Source organism: Lentzea nigeriaca (assembly GCF_016907955.1).
In the GTDB taxonomy this organism is placed as follows: domain Bacteria; phylum Actinomycetota; class Actinomycetes; order Mycobacteriales; family Pseudonocardiaceae; genus Lentzea; species Lentzea nigeriaca.
Genome location: NZ_JAFBCX010000003.1, coordinates 421530 through 438199 on the forward strand (window position 1 = coordinate 421530; position 16670 = coordinate 438199).

Annotated in this window: 14 protein-coding genes; 9 read left to right on the forward strand and 5 right to left on the reverse strand. The window is 71.3% G+C overall.

Features of this window, described 5'->3' with window-relative positions; all coding sequences use genetic code 11:
* Positions 1–126: 126 nt before the first annotated feature.
* Positions 127–2919 (forward strand): AfsR/SARP family transcriptional regulator, encoded by a 2793-nt coding sequence (locus JOD27_RS12940; protein ID WP_204762431.1) that lies wholly within the window; start codon positions 127–129, stop codon positions 2917–2919.
* Positions 2920–2924: 5 nt separating this feature from the next.
* Here JOD27_RS12940 and JOD27_RS12945 read toward each other — a convergent pair whose 3' ends face one another.
* On the reverse strand, positions 2925–3551 hold the full coding sequence (locus JOD27_RS12945; RefSeq protein ID WP_204762432.1) for a hypothetical protein: 627 nt from the start codon (positions 3549–3551) through the stop codon (positions 2925–2927).
* A 51-nt stretch (positions 3552–3602) separates the two neighbouring features.
* On the opposite strand from JOD27_RS12945, the gene JOD27_RS12950 reads away from it, so the two are divergent.
* The 4 genes from JOD27_RS12950 (at position 3603) to JOD27_RS12965 (ending at position 7939) form a co-directional block, all read left to right on the forward strand.
* Positions 3603–4199 carry an SGNH/GDSL hydrolase family protein gene (locus tag JOD27_RS12950; RefSeq protein ID WP_204762433.1) on the forward strand — a complete coding sequence of 199 codons (597 nt, stop codon included), beginning with the start codon at positions 3603–3605 and terminating at the stop codon, positions 4197–4199.
* Positions 4200–4270: 71 nt separating this feature from the next.
* Positions 4271–5419 carry a xylose isomerase gene (gene xylA / locus JOD27_RS12955; RefSeq protein WP_204762434.1) on the forward strand — a complete coding sequence of 383 codons (1149 nt, stop codon included), beginning with the start codon at positions 4271–4273 and terminating at the stop codon, positions 5417–5419.
* A 1-nt stretch (position 5420) separates the two neighbouring features.
* Positions 5421–6803 (forward strand): xylulokinase, encoded by a 1383-nt coding sequence (gene xylB, locus JOD27_RS12960; protein WP_204762435.1) that lies wholly within the window; start codon positions 5421–5423, stop codon positions 6801–6803.
* Positions 6800–7939, forward strand: a complete 1140-nt coding sequence (locus JOD27_RS12965; protein WP_204762436.1) for an ROK family protein — start codon at positions 6800–6802, stop codon at positions 7937–7939. Before xylB ends, JOD27_RS12965 begins: the two co-directional genes overlap by 4 nt.
* Here the strand turns inward: JOD27_RS12965 and JOD27_RS12970 are convergent.
* The gene (locus JOD27_RS12970) at positions 7896–8213 is read right to left on the reverse strand and encodes a DUF6223 family protein (RefSeq protein WP_204762437.1); all 318 of its coding nucleotides are present in this window, start codon (positions 8211–8213) and stop codon (positions 7896–7898) included. The two genes, JOD27_RS12965 and JOD27_RS12970, sit on opposite strands and share 44 nt — an antisense overlap.
* A 131-nt stretch (positions 8214–8344) precedes the next feature.
* Here JOD27_RS12970 and JOD27_RS12975 point away from each other — a divergent pair, with 131 nt between their 5' ends.
* Complete coding sequence (locus tag JOD27_RS12975) at positions 8345–9430, forward strand: sensor histidine kinase (RefSeq protein WP_204762438.1); 1086 nt, start codon at positions 8345–8347, stop codon at positions 9428–9430.
* The gene (locus JOD27_RS12980; protein WP_204762439.1) at positions 9427–10080 is read left to right on the forward strand and encodes a response regulator; all 654 of its coding nucleotides are present in this window, start codon (positions 9427–9429) and stop codon (positions 10078–10080) included. The genes JOD27_RS12975 and JOD27_RS12980 overlap by 4 nt, the downstream gene beginning before the upstream one ends.
* On the opposite strand, the gene JOD27_RS12985 is transcribed toward JOD27_RS12980, so the two are convergent.
* Positions 10047–10892: a patatin-like phospholipase family protein gene (locus tag JOD27_RS12985; RefSeq protein ID WP_204762440.1), complete on the reverse strand. Its 846-nt coding sequence runs from the start codon at positions 10890–10892 to the stop codon at positions 10047–10049. The two genes, JOD27_RS12980 and JOD27_RS12985, sit on opposite strands and share 34 nt — an antisense overlap.
* 155 nt (positions 10893–11047) lie before the next feature.
* On the opposite strand from JOD27_RS12985, the gene JOD27_RS12990 reads away from it, so the two are divergent.
* Positions 11048–13585, forward strand: coding sequence for an MGH1-like glycoside hydrolase domain-containing protein (locus JOD27_RS12990; protein WP_307830103.1), 2538 nt, complete (start codon positions 11048–11050; stop codon positions 13583–13585).
* A complete protein-coding gene (locus JOD27_RS12995) occupies positions 13582–15012 on the forward strand; it encodes an alpha-amylase family glycosyl hydrolase (protein WP_204762442.1) in 1431 nt (476 codons plus the stop codon). The genes JOD27_RS12990 and JOD27_RS12995 overlap by 4 nt, the downstream gene beginning before the upstream one ends.
* On the opposite strand, the gene JOD27_RS13000 is transcribed toward JOD27_RS12995, so the two are convergent.
* Complete coding sequence (locus JOD27_RS13000) at positions 14954–15964, reverse strand: AI-2E family transporter (RefSeq protein WP_204762443.1); 1011 nt, start codon at positions 15962–15964, stop codon at positions 14954–14956. The genes JOD27_RS12995 and JOD27_RS13000 overlap by 59 nt on opposite strands.
* Positions 15964–16389, reverse strand: a complete 426-nt coding sequence (locus JOD27_RS13005) for a DUF7144 family membrane protein (RefSeq protein WP_204762444.1) — start codon at positions 16387–16389, stop codon at positions 15964–15966. The genes JOD27_RS13000 and JOD27_RS13005 overlap by 1 nt, the downstream gene beginning before the upstream one ends.
* Between the last annotated feature and the right edge of the window lie 281 nt (positions 16390–16670).

Genomic DNA, 16670 nt, shown 5'->3' on the forward strand with positions numbered 1-16670 from the left:
CCTGACGATCCCTTGGGCCGCCTCGGGATTCACAGTGCGCGGCCGTTCGTGTGAACCTCTTGCGAGATTTCTGCATTGCCCTGGTCACTGCGCTATCCCTGTGGTTCGGGGAGATGGGGAGACGGCATGGCGGTGGAGATCGTTCTGCTGGGCGAGGTTTCCGCGCGTGTCGACGGACGGCCGGTGGATCTCGGGCCTTCCCGCCAACGATGCGTGCTGGCGGCGCTGGCGGTGGACGCCGGCCGGCTGGTGCCCGCGGACCGGCTGGTCGAGCGGGTGTGGGGCGCGGACACACCACGGCGAGGACGGGCCACGCTGCACAGTCACGTTTCACGGCTGCGCAAGGCCTTCGGTGGCGCGCTGGCCGTAGTGCACCGTTCCGACGGCTACGTCCTGGAGGTGGAGGCGGATCAGACCGTCGATCTGCTCCGCTTCCAGGCACTGCGCGATCGGGCCCGCCGCGCGGACGGCGCCTCGCAGGTGGCGCCACTGACCGAAGCGCTGGCGTTGTGGCACGGGGAACCGTTTTCCGGCGTGAGCGGCGAGTGGGTGGAAGGCGAACGCGACCGGTGGCAACAGGAACGGTGGGCTGCCGAGCACGATCTGACCGACGTCCTGCTGCGTCTGGGCCAGGGCGAGGAACTGGTGGCGGAGCTGTCGGCACGAGCCGCGCGGCACCCGCTGGACGAGCGGGTCGCGGGCCAGTTCATGCTGGCGCTGCACCGCGCCGGGCGCACCGCGGACGCCCTGGCGCACTACCGGCACGTATGGGATCGCCTGGCGGAGGATCTCGGCACGGATCCCGGCGCCGCACTCCAGGAGCTGCATCAGCGCATCCTCGACACCGATCCCGCCCTCACCTCACCCGCGGCGGCTCTGGGTGCCAGGACGGCGCCGGTGCCCAGGCAGTTGCCCGCGCCGCCACGATGGTTCACCGGCCGCGCCGCCGAACTGGCACGCCTGGACGAGACGCTCGCCGGGATCAACACCGTGCTGATCTCGGCGATCGGCGGTGCGGGCGGGATTGGCAAGACCTGGCTCGCCCTGCGATGGGCACACCAGCACGCCGAACGGTTCCCGGACGGGCAGCTGTTCGTCGACCTGCGCGGGTTCAACCCCACGGAAGAACCGATGGCTCCGGAGTCGGCGATGCGCGGGTTCCTCGACGCCCTCGGTGTCGACTCCGGCCGGATCCCGCCGGCCCTCGACGCCCAGGCCGCGCTGTTCCGGAGCCTGGTCGCGGACCGGCGGATGCTGATCGTGCTCGACAACGCCGCCACCGCCGAGCAGGTCGTGCCGCTGCTGCCCGGCAGTCCGGCCTGCACCGTGCTGGTCACCGGCCGCACCAGGCTCGTCTCCCTGCTCGACCGGCACGGCGCACGCCACCTGCAGCTGGACGCGCTGCCGGGTGCCGAGGCCCGCGCCCTGCTGGCGGCACGCCTCGGCGCCGGCCGGGTCGCCGCCGAGCCTGCCGCCGTCGACGAGCTGGTCGAGCTGTGCGGGGGCTATCCGCTGGCCCTGTCGATCACGGCCCGCAACGCCGTCACCCGCCCCGGCACGCCGCTGGCCGAGGTGGCGGCCGAGCTGCGCGAGCTGGGCCTCGCGACGCTCGACCACGACACCGACCCCGCGGCCAGCCTGCCCGCCGTGCTGTCCTGGTCGCTGCGCCGACTCACCGGCGAGCAGCGCACCGTGTTCGGGCTGCTGGGTGTCGCGCCCGGCCCCGACACCACCCTGCCCGCCGTGGCCGCCCTCACCGGTCTGGCCTCCGCCAGGGCTCGCAAGGCGTTGGCGGCGTTGGAAGAGGCGTCCCTGCTCGAACGGCAGCCGGGTGGCCGGTACGCGATGCACGACCTCGTCCGCGCCTACGCCGCCACCACCGCCCACGACCTGCCCGACGACGAGCGGGAGGCGGCGCTGGTGCGGGTGATGGACTTCTGTCTGCACACCGCCTGCGCCGCCGACCGGCTCCTGGAACCCCAGCGCCCACTCGTGCAGCCGGACCCGCCCGCGGCCGGCGTGCACCCGCTCCCACTGGCCGACACCGCGGCCGCGACGACCTGGCTGCGGGCCGAACGCGCCACCTTCCTGGCCACCCAGCGCGTCGCCGCTTCCCTCCGCCGACACCACGTCGTCTGGCACCTCGCCTGGGCACTGAACACCTTCCACCTCCGGCAGGCACACCGGCACGACGGGATCGCCGCGTGGCGCGCGGCGCTGGAGGCCGCCGCACATCTCCCGGACACCCCCTTCTTCCGCACCTGTGCCCACCGGCATCTCGGGTACGCCTGCGCCCAACTCGGCCTGCGGGAAGAAGCCGCCACACACCTGGATCAGGCCCTTTCCCTGGCCGCGCAGCAGAACGACGCCACCGAACAGGCACACACCCACCTGATCCTCACGTACGTGCGGGAAGGGTGGGGAGACAGCCGGAAGGCACTCGAGCACGCCCGGCAGGCCCTCGACCACTACCAATCGCTGGGCAACCCCCTGTGGGAAGCCGAGGCGCTCAACGCGGCGGGCTGGTGCGCCGCGCAGCTGGGTGACCTCGACTCGGCCCGCGACCACTGCGGCGCCGCCCTCGCCCTGCAACGGCACCACCGGTTCACCGAGGGCGAGGCGACCACTTTGGACAGTCTCGGGCTCATCGCGCACCGCGCTGGCGACCATCGGCAGGCCCTCGACCACTACGACGAGGCACTCGCCCGGTACCGCACGCTCGGCAACGCCTACCAGGTCGCCAACACCCTGGAGAACCTCGGCCACCCCCACGCTGCCATCGGACAGGACGACCAGGCCCGCAAGACGTGGCAGGAGGCGCTGGAGCTGTTCCGGGAACAGGGCCGCGACAACGACGCCGAGCGGGTGCGCCGGCAGCTCGACGCTCTGGAGGAACGGAGCCACACCGCGGGCCGCTGACCAGTTCAGCGGCTCAGCAGCGCCTGCGTCCTGGTCGCGACGGTCCGGACAACCGGCCACAGCTCGTTGTCAGCCCAGTTGGCGACTCCCGCCGTGGCGATGGTGTCCAGGAGTTCGCGCAGCTCGCGGACCGCGTCCACCTCCTGCTGATCGCGGAACACGTCGCCGAGCTCGAACGAGAGCTTCGGGTTCATGACGTCCTGGACGGCCCATTGCTGAAGGACGTGTCCCGGCAGCACGTCGGCGAGCCGGTAGTAGAACTCGGCGCGCTTCAGCGGCCGCCGCACTCCCGCGTGGATGGCCGCGTCGCGAGCCCACCACTCGACGACCTTCTCCGCTTCCTCCCGCGACTCCCACTGCCTCGGCATACCACGCTTCCACTCCCTGGTGAGCGCGCGATGCACCACGGGCTGGTAGACCCCGCGCACCCGGAAGTTCGTCAGGTGCACCCGAGGCACGACCATCGTGCACAACGGCCCGGGGCTGCCGCAGTGCCGGCCGACCACCATCAGGTCCTCACCGCCATCACCCCACTGCGGTGGCAGCACCCAGAGTTTCGTTCCTTGCGAGAAGTGCTTCAGATCGGCGGCGGCCACGTTCGCGACCGCGCACCACCCCAGCAGTTCGTCCACCATCACAGTCTGGCCTGGAACACCGTCCCGACGCTCGCCGTTTTACCTGGCATGCGACTGCGACTACTCGGCGACTCCATCGCCGCGGGTGTCGGCAGCACGCGTCGCGAGGACACCCTCGGACCGTTGCTCGCCGCACGTCTGCGGGCAGCCGGGCACGCCGTCGATCTGAGGGTGCACGCCGTGCCGGGCGCCCGCAGCGCCGACCTGGGCGCGCAGGTGCGAGCCGCGATCACCGGCGGCGTGGATCTCGCCGTGGTGGTGGTCGGGGCGAACGACCTGACCAGGTTCGTACCGGCGCACGTCGGTGCCCAGCAGCTGCACGATGCCGTCGCCGATCTGCGGCGGGCAGGCGCCCACGTCGTCGTGGCCACGGCACCTGACCTGAGCGTGGTCGCCCATGTACCGCCCGCATTGCGCGGCCTCGTGTCGACCGTGAGCCGCGATTACGCGCAGGCGCAGCTGCAGGCCGTCATCCGCGCGGGTGGCGTGGTCGCCCACGTCGAACGCGTCGTCACTCCCCAGTTCGCCGCGAACCCGGCACTCTTCGCCGCCGACCGCTTCCACCCGTCCGCCGCCGGCTACCGCGCGATCGCCGAGGCACTCGGGCCGGCGGTCGAGGCAGTCGCCGCGGAACATCGGGCCTGACCGATTGCGATCACGGCTCCGGCGTCGTACTGTCCGCACTAAGTTCAAGCATTGAACGAATGAGGTGGATCATGACGGCGCCCACTCCGGCGGACAAGTTCTCCTTCGGTCTCTGGACCGTGGGCTGGCCGGGTCGCGACCCGTTCGGCGACGCCACGCGGCCCGACCTGGACGTGGTCGAGGCGGTGCACCGGCTCGCCGAACTCGGGGCCTACGGGTTGACGTTCCACGACGACGACCTGTTCGGGTTCGCGGCGACGAACCGGCAGCAGCAGATCGACCGGCTGAAGGCCGCGCTCGAGGAGACCGGTCTCGTCATCCCGATGATGACGACCAACCTGTTCACCCACCCGGTGTTCAAGGACGGCGGTCTCACCAGCAACGACCGCGGCGTGCGACGGTTCGCGCTGAGGAAGATCCTGCGCAACATCGAGCTCGCGGCCGAGCTCGGCGCGAAGACCTACGTGCTCTGGGGCGGGCGCGAGGGCTCCGAGTACGACGTGGCCAAGGACGTGCGGGCGGCGCTCGACCGGTACCGCGAGGGACTGAACCTGCTGACCCAGTTCGTCACGGACCGCGGTTACGACATCCGGTTCGCGCTCGAGCCGAAGCCGAACGAGCCGCGCGGCGACATCCTGCTGCCGACGATCGGGCACGCGCTGGGCTTCATCTCCACGCTGGACCAGCCGGAACTGGTCGGGCTCAACCCCGAGGTCGGGCACGAGCAGATGGCCGGGCTCAACTTCGTGCACGGCATCGCGCAGGCGCTGTGGCAGGGCAAGCTCTTCCACATCGACCTCAACGGCCAGCGCGGCATCAAGTACGACCAGGACCTCGTGTTCGGCCACGGCGACCTGATGAACGCGTTCGCGCTCGTAGACCTGCTGGAGAGCGCCGGGTACGAGGGTCCGCGGCACTTCGACTACAAGCCGTCGCGCACCGAGGACATCAAGGGCGTCTGGGACTCCGCCGCGGCGAACATGCGGACGTACCTGCTGCTCAAGGAGCGCGCCGCGGCCTTCCGCGCCGACCCCGAGGTGCAGGAGGCGCTGCAGATCGCGGGTGTCGCCGACCTGGGCAAGCCGACGCTGGGCGAGGGCGAGTCCTACGACGACCTGCTGAAGGACGACAGCTTCGACCCGGACAAGGCGGCCGAGCGCGGCTTCGGGTTCGTGCGGCTGAACCAGCTCGCGCTCGAGCACCTCGCGGGAGCGCGCTGACATGACGCTCGTCGCGGGCGTCGACTCCTCGACGCAGTCGTGCAAGGTCGTGGTGCGCGAGGCGGAGACCGGCAGGCTCGTCCGGGAGGGCCGCGCGGCTCACCCGGACGGCACCGAGGTCCACCCGGACCACTGGTGGACGGCGCTGCGGTCGGCCGTCGAGCAGGCCGGTGGGCTGGACGACGTCGCGGCGCTCAGCGTCGCCGGGCAGCAGCACGGCATGGTGTGCCTCGACGAGGACGGCAACGTCGTGCGGGAAGCGTTGCTGTGGAACGACACCAGGTCCGCGGCGGCCGCCGCGGACCTCACCGCCGAGCTGGGTGCCGAGCAGTGGGCCCAGCGGATCGGGCTGGTGCCGGTCGCGTCGTTCACGATCACCAAGCTGCGCTGGCTCGCCCAGCACGAACCGGCCAACGCCAAGCGCACCGCCGCCGTCTGCCTGCCGCACGACTGGCTGACGTGGCGGCTGCGCGGCAGCGGTGACCTGGCCGACCTGGTGACCGACCGCTCGGACGCCTCCGGCACCGGCTACTTCGACTCCACGGCCAACGAGTACGTGCCGGACCTTCTCGAACGCGGGTTCGGCCGGGCGGACGTGGTGCTGCCGCGCGTGCTCGGCCCCGCCGAGTTCGTCGACGGGCCGGTCCGGATCGGCGCGGGCGCGGGTGACAACGCGGCCGCGATCCTCGGCGTCGGGGCGGGCACGGAGGTCCTGGTGTCGCTCGGCACCTCCGGGGTCGTGACGGCGGCCAGCGACGTGCGGGCGGCGGACGCCTCCGGCATCGTGGCGGGTTTCGCCGACGCGACGGGCCGGTACCTGCCGCTGGCGTGCACCCTCAACGCCGCCCGCGTGCTGGACGCGACCGCCAGGATGCTGGGCGTCGATCTCGCGCGGCTCAGCGATCTCGCGCTGTCCTCCCAGCCCGGTGCGGAAGGCGTCGTGCTCGTGCCGTACCTCGAAGGCGAACGGACACCGAACCTGCCGGACGCCACGGGAGCACTGCACGGCCTGACGCTGACCAACGCGACGCCCGCGAACATCGCGCGGGCCGCGGTGGAAGGCATGCTGTGCGGCCTCGCGGTGGGACTCGACGCGCTGGCCGAGCAGGGTGCCGACGTCACCGGTGTCCGGCTCGTGGGCGGTGCGGCGGCCTCACCCGCGGTGCGGGAGATCGCGCCGACGGTGTTCGGCGTGCCGGTGACGGTACCCGCGCCGGGTGAGTACGTGGCCGACGGTGCGGCACGGCAGGCGGCGTGGACGCTCACGGGCGGGGCGACGCCGCCGGAGTGGGCGGGGTCGGAGAGCAGCCGGTACTCCGCCGACGGGGTGCCGGAGATCCGCTCGCGGTACGGAGAGGCCGCACAGCGATACTTGAGTCGATGACCACCGTCGACCACCTGCGGCAGGTCCGTCTCGGCAACCTGCGGACAGTCCTGCTCGCCCTCGTCGACCGGCCGGGCTCGCGGGCGGACCTCGCCGCCCGCACCGGGCTGACCAAGGCGACCCTGTCGAACCTCACGGAACCGTTGCTGGCCAACGGAATCCTCGTCGAGGAACCGGCGACGCTCGCCGGGATGGGCAGGCCGTCCAAGCCGTTGCGCTTCCACCCCGACGGCCCGGTCGCGGTCGGCGCGGAGATCAACGTCAGCCACCTCGCCGTCGAGACCCTCGGCCTCGACGGCGAGACGCTGCGCCGGGTGCTCGTGCCCACCGACATCCGCGACGCCCCGCCGGACGAGGTGCTCGACCGGGTCGCCGAGCTGATCGGGGAGATCACCCCGGCCCGGCCCGTGCTCGGCGTCGGCCTCGCCGTGCCGGGCGTCGTGCACGAGGGTGTCCTGGTCAGAGCCCCCAACCTGCCGAAACTCGTCGGCGTTCCCCTCGCCGCCGGTCTCGCCAGGCGGCTGAACCTCGACGTCGAGCTGGACAACGAGGCGAACCTCGCCGCACTGGCCCACCTCTGGCCGCGCCACCTCGCCGGTGAGGACTTCGTGCACGTCTCGGCGGACGTCGGCATCGGCGCGGGCGTGGTGCTGAACGGCGAGGTCTACCGCGGTGTCAGCGGTTTCGCCGGCGAGCTCGGTCACGTGGTGATCGAACGCAACGGCGCCCTCTGCACGTGCGGCAGCCGTGGCTGCGTCGAGCGGTACGCGGGCCTCGACGTCATCCTGCGCGAGGCAGGGCGACGCCGGCTCGACTCGCTCGCGAAGGCCCTCGCCGCGGGCGATCCCAAGGCGCTCAGCGCGGTCAAGGCGGCCGGCGAGGCGCTCGGGGTCGGCCTGGCCACGCTGATGAACCTCTTCGACCTGCCGACGGTCGTGCTCGGCGGCAGCTACGCCGTGCTGCACGAGCACCTGAGCGTGGCCGTTCAGTCCGAAATGGACACCAGGGTGCTCGCGGGCGGCGAACGGCACACCACGCTGGTCGCGTCACCGCTCGGCGAGTTCGCCGTCGTGCGCGGCGCCGCCGGGCTCGTCACTCGGCGCGCGGTGCAGCAGCCCGAGCGCCTTTTCGCATAGCCCTCCAGCCGAGCGCCGCGGCCACCACGCCCACGACCATCGAGACGTAGCCGCCGACGATGCCGTAGCCGGTGCCGGGGCCGCCCTTCGCCATGAACACGACCACCGCGCCGAGCACCACGCCGACGACCCCGCAGGCCACGGCGACAACTCCTCTGCGCCGCACGAACACGCCGATGCCCACACCGGCCAGTCCGAACACCATGCCGACGAGGGACCAGGCACGTCCCGCGGTCAACCCGTACGTTTGAGCGGCAATCTGTGAAAGAGACATGGCATGAGCTTGTCCGCCGCACGACCGCACGTCGTCGTGCACGCGCAGACATCATCTACCGCGGGCGCAGTAGGCCCGATCTCCTCCCGGCGCACGATCTACCAGTGCGAACACGGGTTTAAGGTGCTCCCATGAACAAGCGCTGGCTGGACTGGGTGATCGCCGCCGGGGTGGCGGCGAGCCTCGTCGTGGCCGGACACCCGGCGAGCCCGCTCGGCTACGCGCTGCTGGCAGCGGGCGGCCTGGCGCTCGTGGCGCGCCGGACCGCACCGATCGCCGTGCTGGCCGCGACCGGGCTCGCGGCGCTCGGCTACCAGGCGCTCGGGTACGACGTGCCGGTGATCGCGTTCCTGTTCGCGGTGTACTCGACGATGAGGGCGGGCCACCGCGTCGTCACCGTGGCCGGTTCCGTGGTGATGCTGGGGGTGCTCCCCCTCGCCGCGCTAGTGTCACCACGCGATCTGACGACGGCGGAGGCGTTCGCCCAGTCCCGCGACGTCCTGCAGATCGCCTGGCTGATCGCCGCCGCGGCCGCCGGTGAAGCCCTCCGGCAGGCAGAACGCCGTGCCGACGAAGCCGAACGCACCCGCGAGGAGACCGCGCTGAGGCGTGCCAACGAGGAACGCCTGCACATCGCACGCGAGCTGCACGACTCGCTCACCCACCAGATCTCGGTGATCAAGCTCCAGGCCGAGGTCGCCGTCCACCTGGCCCAGAAGCGCGGCGAGGAGGTCCCCGAGTCGCTGCTCGCGATCCGCGACGCCGGCCGGGAGGCGGCCAGAGAGCTTCGCGCGACCCTGGAAGCACTCCGGGACGACGACAAGAACCCGCCGCACGGCATCGACGACGTCCCGGCCCTGGTGCAACGCGCCAGATCCACCGGCCTGGACGCGCGGCTGACGATCGAGGGCGAGCGCAACGACGTGCCCGCCGCCGTGGAGCGGACGGCGTACCGGATCGTGCAGGAGTCGCTCACGAACGTCGCCCGGCACGCGGCCGCCGCGACCGCGCAGGTCCGCATCGACTACCGGCCGGACGCGCTCGTCATCCAGGTCAGCGACGACGGCAGCGCGACCCCGTCCCAGGCACCGAGTCCCGGCGTCGGCCTGCTCGGCATGCGCGAACGCGTCACCGCGCTCGGCGGCACACTCGACGCCGCACCGCGCACCGGAGGCGGCTTCACCGTCCAGGCGGAACTCCCGGTGGCACAACCGTGATCCGTGTCCTGGTGGTCGACGACCAGCCGCTCATCCGCAGCGGCTTCCGCGCGTTGCTCGACGCCGAGGACGACATCGAGGTCGTCGCCGAAGCCGCGGACGGCCAGGAAGGCCTGGCCCTCGCCCGGCAGCACCTGCCCGACATCGCCCTGGTCGACATCCAGATGCCTGTGCTGGACGGCATCGAGGCGACCCGCCGCATCGCCGCGGACCCGTCGCTCGCGGGCATCCACGTCGTGATCCTCACCAACTACGGCCTCGACGAGTACGTGTTCAACGCCCTCAAGGCCGGCGCGGCCGGCTTTCTCGTCAAGGACATCCAGCCCGAGGACTTCCTGCACGCCGTCCGGGTGGCCGCCCGCGGCGACGCGCTGCTCGCCCCGTCGATCACGCGCAAGCTGATCGACACCTACGTCCGGCGCCCGCCGCACTCGAACGGCGACATCAGCGGGCTCACCAACCGTGAACGCGAGGCCGTCGTCCTGGTCGCCCAGGGTCTGTCGAACGACGAGATCGCCGATCGCATGGTGATCAGCCCGCTGACCGCGAAGACCCACGTCAACCGCGCGATGATGAAGCTGCACGCCCGTGATCGGGCCCAGCTCGTCGTGATCGCCTACGAGTCCGGACTCGTCGTTCCGCAGTCCTGATGCCGAGGACTCGTGGGACAGCCCGCGGTCAGCCACTCGCGGGTGCTCGCGTACGCGGCGTCGATCAGCTCACGGGCACGGCTGAAGTCGGCCGGTGACACCCGCAGCGGGCAGAGCGGCGGCACGACCTTCAGCTCGACCTGCGAGCGGTAGCGTTCGACGTCCGCCTCCAGCCGGTGGTTGACCAGCAACGTCAACGCCTGCAACGCGACGCCGACGGCACTGCGCGGCGGGGAGGTCAGCGCGCACGCGTAGCCGGTCGGCAGCACCCACACGTGGTCGGCGCCGAGCTCGACCGCGTGGGACACCGGCGTGTTGTTCACGGCACCACCGTCCATCAGATAGCGGCCATCGACGTTCAGCGGTGGGAACACGGCGGGGATCGCGGTCGAGGCGAGCACGGCGTCGACCGCGGAACCCTTCGACAGCAGCACTTCCGCGCCGGCGAGGACGTCGGTCGCCCCGACGTGGACGGGGATCTCGGTGCCGGTCAGGTCGATCGGGCCGAGTGAGCGTTCCAGCAGGCGGCGCAACCCGGCGTTCGGCACGAGGTGGTCACGGAACCCCAGCAGACCCAGCAGGCCGCGCACCGGCCGGATGGGGAAGACATCGGTTCGGCGCAACGAGATCCACCGGGAGACCAGAGAGTCCACATCGGACGGATGGAGTGCGAACCACACGGCGTTGGCAGCGCCCACCGACGTGCCGACAACGAAGTCCGGGCGGACGTCGGCCTCGGTGAGCGCGGCCAGCATGCCGACCTCTGTCGCGCCCAAGCTCCCACCGCCTGCGAGCACGAACGCGGTCGCCATGACCTCATCCTCCTCGCGCACCACCCGCCCCGGCGAGGGGCCAACTCGTCCCGCACGGGTGGCCGCGGCCCGCCGAACCATCCGCACGGGGTGAACCGGCACGCCCGATCTCCCGGCGAGCCTTGGGTTTCCCGGTGAGACGAGAGGTGGGCGACGTGGAGAAGCAGAGGCTGCAGGACGCCGGTCCGTGGCGCAGGTGGGGGCCGTACCTGAGCGAACGGCAGTGGGGCACGGTCCGCGAGGGGAACGGCGCCGGGGATGCCTGGACGTCGTTCACCCACGACCAGGCCAGGTATCGCGCGTACCGGTGGGGCGAGGACGGGCTGGCCGGGTTCAGCGACGACAAGCAGCGCGTCTGCCTGGCGCTGGCGTTGTGGAACGGCAACGACCCGATCCTCAAGGAGCGGCTGTTCGGCCTGACCAACGGCGAGGGCAACCACGGCGAGGACGTCAAGGAGTGCTACTACTACCTCGACGCCACCCCGACCTCCTCGTACCTGCGGATGCTCTACAAGTACCCGCAGGCGCGGTTCCCGTACGAGGACCTGGTCGCCACCAACGCCGCGCGCACCCGCCTCGAACCCGAGTACGAGCTGCTCGACACGGGGGTGTTCGACGACGACCGCTACTTCGACGTCGTCGTGGAGTACGCGAAGGCGGGTCCTGACGACATTCTCATGCGCATCACGGCCCACAACCGCGGCCCGGAGGACGCGACGCTGCACCTGTTGCCCACCTTGTGGTTCCGGCACACGTGGTCGTGGGCGGGCGATGTCCGCATGCCGTCGTTGCACGTCTGCGAACCGGGCACCGTGCGGGCCGAGCATCCGGATCTCGGCGTGCGGTGGTGGTACGTCGCGCCGCCCGCGCCGATTCTCGTCACGGAGAACGAGACCGACAACGAGCGCGTGTTCGGCTCGCCCAACGTCACCCCGTACGTCAAGGACGGCATCGACCGCGCGGTGGTGCACGGTGATCTCAGCGCGGTCGCCGCGGACGGCGTCGGCACGAAAGCCGCCGCGCACCACGAGCTCCGCGTCCGGGCGGGGCAGAGCGCCACGGTCAGGGTCCGGCTCACCGACAGCAGCCTCGACGAACCCTTCGAGGGCTTCGACTCGATCATCAGCACGCGGCGCGAGGAGGCCGACGACTTCTACGACGACGTGCTCGGCGGCGATCCGCGCGGCGACGAACGGCTGGTGTGCCGGCAGGCTCTGGCAGGGCTGTTGTGGTCTCGGCAGTACTACTCGTTCGACGTCGAGCGCTGGCTGACCGAACGCGGCACGGATCCCCTGGAAGCGGACCAGAACTGGCGGCACCTCGTCGCCGACGACGTCATCGTCATGCCGGACAAGTGGGAGTACCCGTGGTTCGCCGCGTGGGACCTCGCCTTCCACGCCGTGTCGCTGGTGATCGTCGACCCGGAACTCGCGAAGCAGCAGATCGAGTTGCTGCTCGGCCGCCGCTACCTGCACCCGAACGGCCAGATCCCGGCCTACGAGTGGAACTTCGGCGACGTCAACCCACCTGCGCACGCGTGGGCCGCGTGGTTCGTCTACCAGCACGACCACGACAAGGCGTTCCTGGCGCGCGTCTTCCCGCCCCTGCTGCGGGCGTTCTGCTGGTGGCTCAACCGGAAGGACGCCGACGGACGAAACCTCTTCCAGGGCGGGTTCCTGGGCCTCGACAACATCGGGGTGTTCGACCGCAGCGCGCCGCTGCCCACCGGCGGGCGGATCGACCAGGCCGACGGCACCGCGTGGATGGCGTTGTACTGCCAGAACCTCATCCAGATGGCCCTGGAGCTCGACGAGGTGGAGCAGGCGGCGAGCCTGCTCGAGAACCTCGCGTGGATCGCGGCCGCCACCGGTCACGTCGGCAGCGGGTTGTGGGACGAGGAGGACGGCTTCTTCCACGACGTGCTGCGGCATCCGGACGGCAGCGCCACGTCGTTGAAGATCCGCTCCGCCGTCGGGCTGCTGCCGCTGGCCGCCGCGACCGTGATCGGCCCCGAGATCAGGAGCAAACACCCCGAGCTGGTCGACGGCATGCGCGAGTTCCTCCACCGCCATCCGGCGGTGCGGGCCGCGTTGTGGGGGCACGGCGCGCAGACCGACGCCACCGGCCCCGTGCTGTTCTCGCTGTTCGACGAGAGCCGCCTGCGCCGCATCCTCGCACGGATGCTCGACGAGCAGGAGTTCCTGAGCCCGCACGGGATTCGCTCGCTCTCGCGCTGGCACGGCGAGCACCCGTACTCGCTCACCGTCGACGGCGTCGAGCGCCGCGTCGCCTACCTGCCGGCCGAGTCCGACAGCGGCATGTTCGGCGGCAACTCCAACTGGCGTGGCCCGGTGTGGTTCCCGATCAACGTGCTGGTAATCAGGGCGTTGCGACACCTGTACGAGTACTTCGGCGACGACTTCACCGTGGAGTGCCCGACCGGTTCCGGCCGGCACCTGACCCTGCGCGAGGTGGCGCAGGACATCGGCGACCGGCTGCTCCGCACCTTCCTGTCCGGTGTGGACGGTCGTCCTGTCCACGGTGGACAGACGCGGTACCGGGATCCGCTCTGGCAGGACCTGCCGCTGTTCTACGAGTACTTCCACGGCGACAACGGCGCGGGCATCGGCGCGAGCCACCAGACCGGGTGGACCGCGCTGGTCGCCCTGCTGCCGCGGGAGATGGCACGATGAGCTGGCCGGAGCAACCCGTCATCTACGAGATCAACACCGCGGTGTGGCTGGGTGAGCTGTCCCGTGCGGAGGGCCACCAGATCACGCTCGGCGACGTGCCCGCGTCCGCCTGGCACGCGGTCACCCCGGTCGGAGTCGACGCGGTGTGGCTGATGGGCGTGTGGGAACGCAGCGTGCTGGGCCTGGCGATCGCCAACGCGCATCCCGGCCTGCGAGCGTCGTTCCACGAGGCGCTGCCGGATCTGCGCGCGGAGGACGTCGCGGGGTCGCCGTACTGCGTCCAGCGCTACGTCGTGGCCGACGCGTTCGGTGGCGACGAGGGCCTCGCGAAGGCCCGCGCCGAACTCGCGGCGCGGGGCGTGCGGCTGATCCTCGACTACGTGCCGAACCACGTGGCGCCGGACCATCCCTGGGTCGTGGATCATCCGGAGTTCTTCGTCCGCGGGACCGCCGACGACTACACGCACGACCCGCGGAGCTGGCTCGTCGTCGGCGGGAACGTGCTGGCACGCGGGAAAGATCCGTACTTCCCCGCGTGGCCGGACGTCGTGCAGCTCGACGCGTTCTCCCCCGCCTTCCGCGCGGCCGCGACGATGACGCTCGGCTCGGTCGCCGCCCGCTGCGACGGCATCCGCTGCGACATGGCCATGCTCGTCACGAACGAGGTCTTCGCCAGGACGTGGCACCGGACACCGCCGGAGCAGGACTTCTGGCCGGAGGTCATCGGCGCGCTGCGGGCAGGGCACCCGGAGACCGTGCTGATCGCCGAGGCGTACTGGGACATGGAGTGGACGTTGCAGCAGCAGGGTTTCAACTTCTGCTACGACAAACGGCTCTACGACCGGTTCGTCGGCGGCGGCGCCGGTGTCCGCGAGCACCTGCGGGCCGATCCCGGCTACCAGGCGCGGCTGCTGCGGTTCCTGGAGAACCAGGACGAGCCGCGCATCGCGAGTGAACTGCCGCCCGCCGCCGCGCGGGCCGCCGCCGTCGCGATCGCGACACTTCCCGGCGCGACCCTCTGGCACGAAGGCCAGTTCGAGGGCAGGCGGGTCCGGCCGCCGGTGTTCCTGGCGAGGCGGCCGGACGAACCGCTCGACCACGACCTGGCCGCGTGGTACCGCAGGTTGCTCGCGGTCGTGCACGACCACCAGGTGCGGCTCGGTGAGTGGCGCCTGCTCGAGGCCGAGGGCTGGCCGGACAACCGGTCGTGCCGGCGGCTGCTCGCGTGGACGTGGACCGCCGCCCGCGGTGCTCGGCACGTCGTGGTCGTGAACTTCTCCGACCAGCCCGCTCAGGGACTGCTTCCCGTCGAGCTGCACCGGTACACCGATCTGCTCGACGGCATGGTCTACGAGCAGGACGACGACCTCAGTCCCCTGTACGTGGCACTGGGGGCGTGGGGATGTCACCTGTTCGCGGCGGCCTGAGCAGCGCCGCCGCCCATCCCGCCGCCGGGTCGATGTCGACCAGCACCACCTTCACCAGCACGGTGAGCGGCACCGCGAGCAACGCGCCGAGCGGGCCGAGCACCCACGCCCAGAACACCAGGGCCAGGAACGTGACGGTGGTCGACAACCCGGCGGCGTCGCCGGTGAACCGCGGCTGGATCAGCGACTGCACCACGAAGTTCAGCACTCCGTAGAACACCAGGACGGCCAGCGCCCGGCGCGGGCCGTCCTGCACCAGCGCCAGAACCGCCGGCGGCACCACGCCGAGGAGGAAACCGATGTTGGGGATGTAGTTGGTGACGAACGACAACACGCCCCACAGCACCGCGAGCGGGATGCCGAGCAACGCCAGCGCCACCGTGTCCAGCGTCGCCACGACGAGCCCGAACACGGTGGTGACGAGAAGGTAGCGGCGGGTCCGGCGGACGAACTCCACCAGTGCCTCGCGCAGCCGCGGCCGGTCCACCGCGATCTCGGCCAGCCTCGAGCCCGCCCAGCCCACTTCGACACCGAGGAACAGCAGCAGTGCCAACAGGAAGACCAGGCTCGTGGTGAGGCTCGTCAGCTCCGTGAGCAGCCCGCCGATCGCTCCGACGAGCTGCCCGCGGTCGATGCCGCTGATCGCCCGCTCGGCCCGCACGACCAGTTCGTCGCGGGCGAACTCGGGCAGCATCGACGCCAGCCGCATCCCGGACACCGCGACGGTGACCGCCACGACCGCCAGCACGCCGTAGACGAGCACGACCACCGCCAGCGTCGCGAGCCACGGCGGCGCGCCGCGGCCGCGCAGCCACCGGTGCGCGGGACTGATCGCGATCACGACCAGCAGCGCCAGCAACGCCGGCGCCACCAGCCACGCGACCGCCCGCACACCGGCGACCACCACGACCGCGGCGGCGCCACCGAGCAGGATCGTGAGTGCGCGTGGCATCACCGGTGATGTGGTGTCGACTCGAACTTCGTCGTGTTCGTCGTGGTGTTCGCTTCCGATCCGTGCACCACCACGGCCCAGATCACCGTGACGCACAGGGCGATGACGATCGTGGACCACAGCGGGTGCACCGACACGAACGCCAGCTGCGCGACCGCGTTGATCACCGCGAGCACCACCGCGACCACCCTGGCCCACGCGGCACCGGAGAGCAGCGCGCCGCCCGCGAGCGCCACCAGGATCCCGATCAGAAGGGTGATCCAGCCCCACGCGGTGAGGTCGAAGACGAGCACCTGCTCCTCGGTCACGACGTAGTACTCACCGCGGAACAACGCCACCAGCCCCTCAATGGCGTTGAACGACCCCATGACGATCATCATGATGCCCGCGAACCAGATCCAGCCGAGCCATCCTGTCTCCCGCATCGTGCCTCCGTTGTCTCGGGACGGGATTGCCCGGCCACCGTGGCACCGGCGCGCTGGGCGGATCTTCACCCGTCACGTGCGAGAGGCGTCGTCGTGCTCCGTCACGGCGGGTGGTTCTGCCTCCGGCGGTTCGGCTCCCCGTCCCGTGTCCCGCGAGGCACGGCTGGTGTTCGAGAAAACGCCGACCTACGGCAACTTCCCGCAGGCGTTCACCCCCTGGCGCTCATCGACGCGGCCATCACCCTCGACGCGCGGCCCACCCCGCACGGGTGAGGACCGCG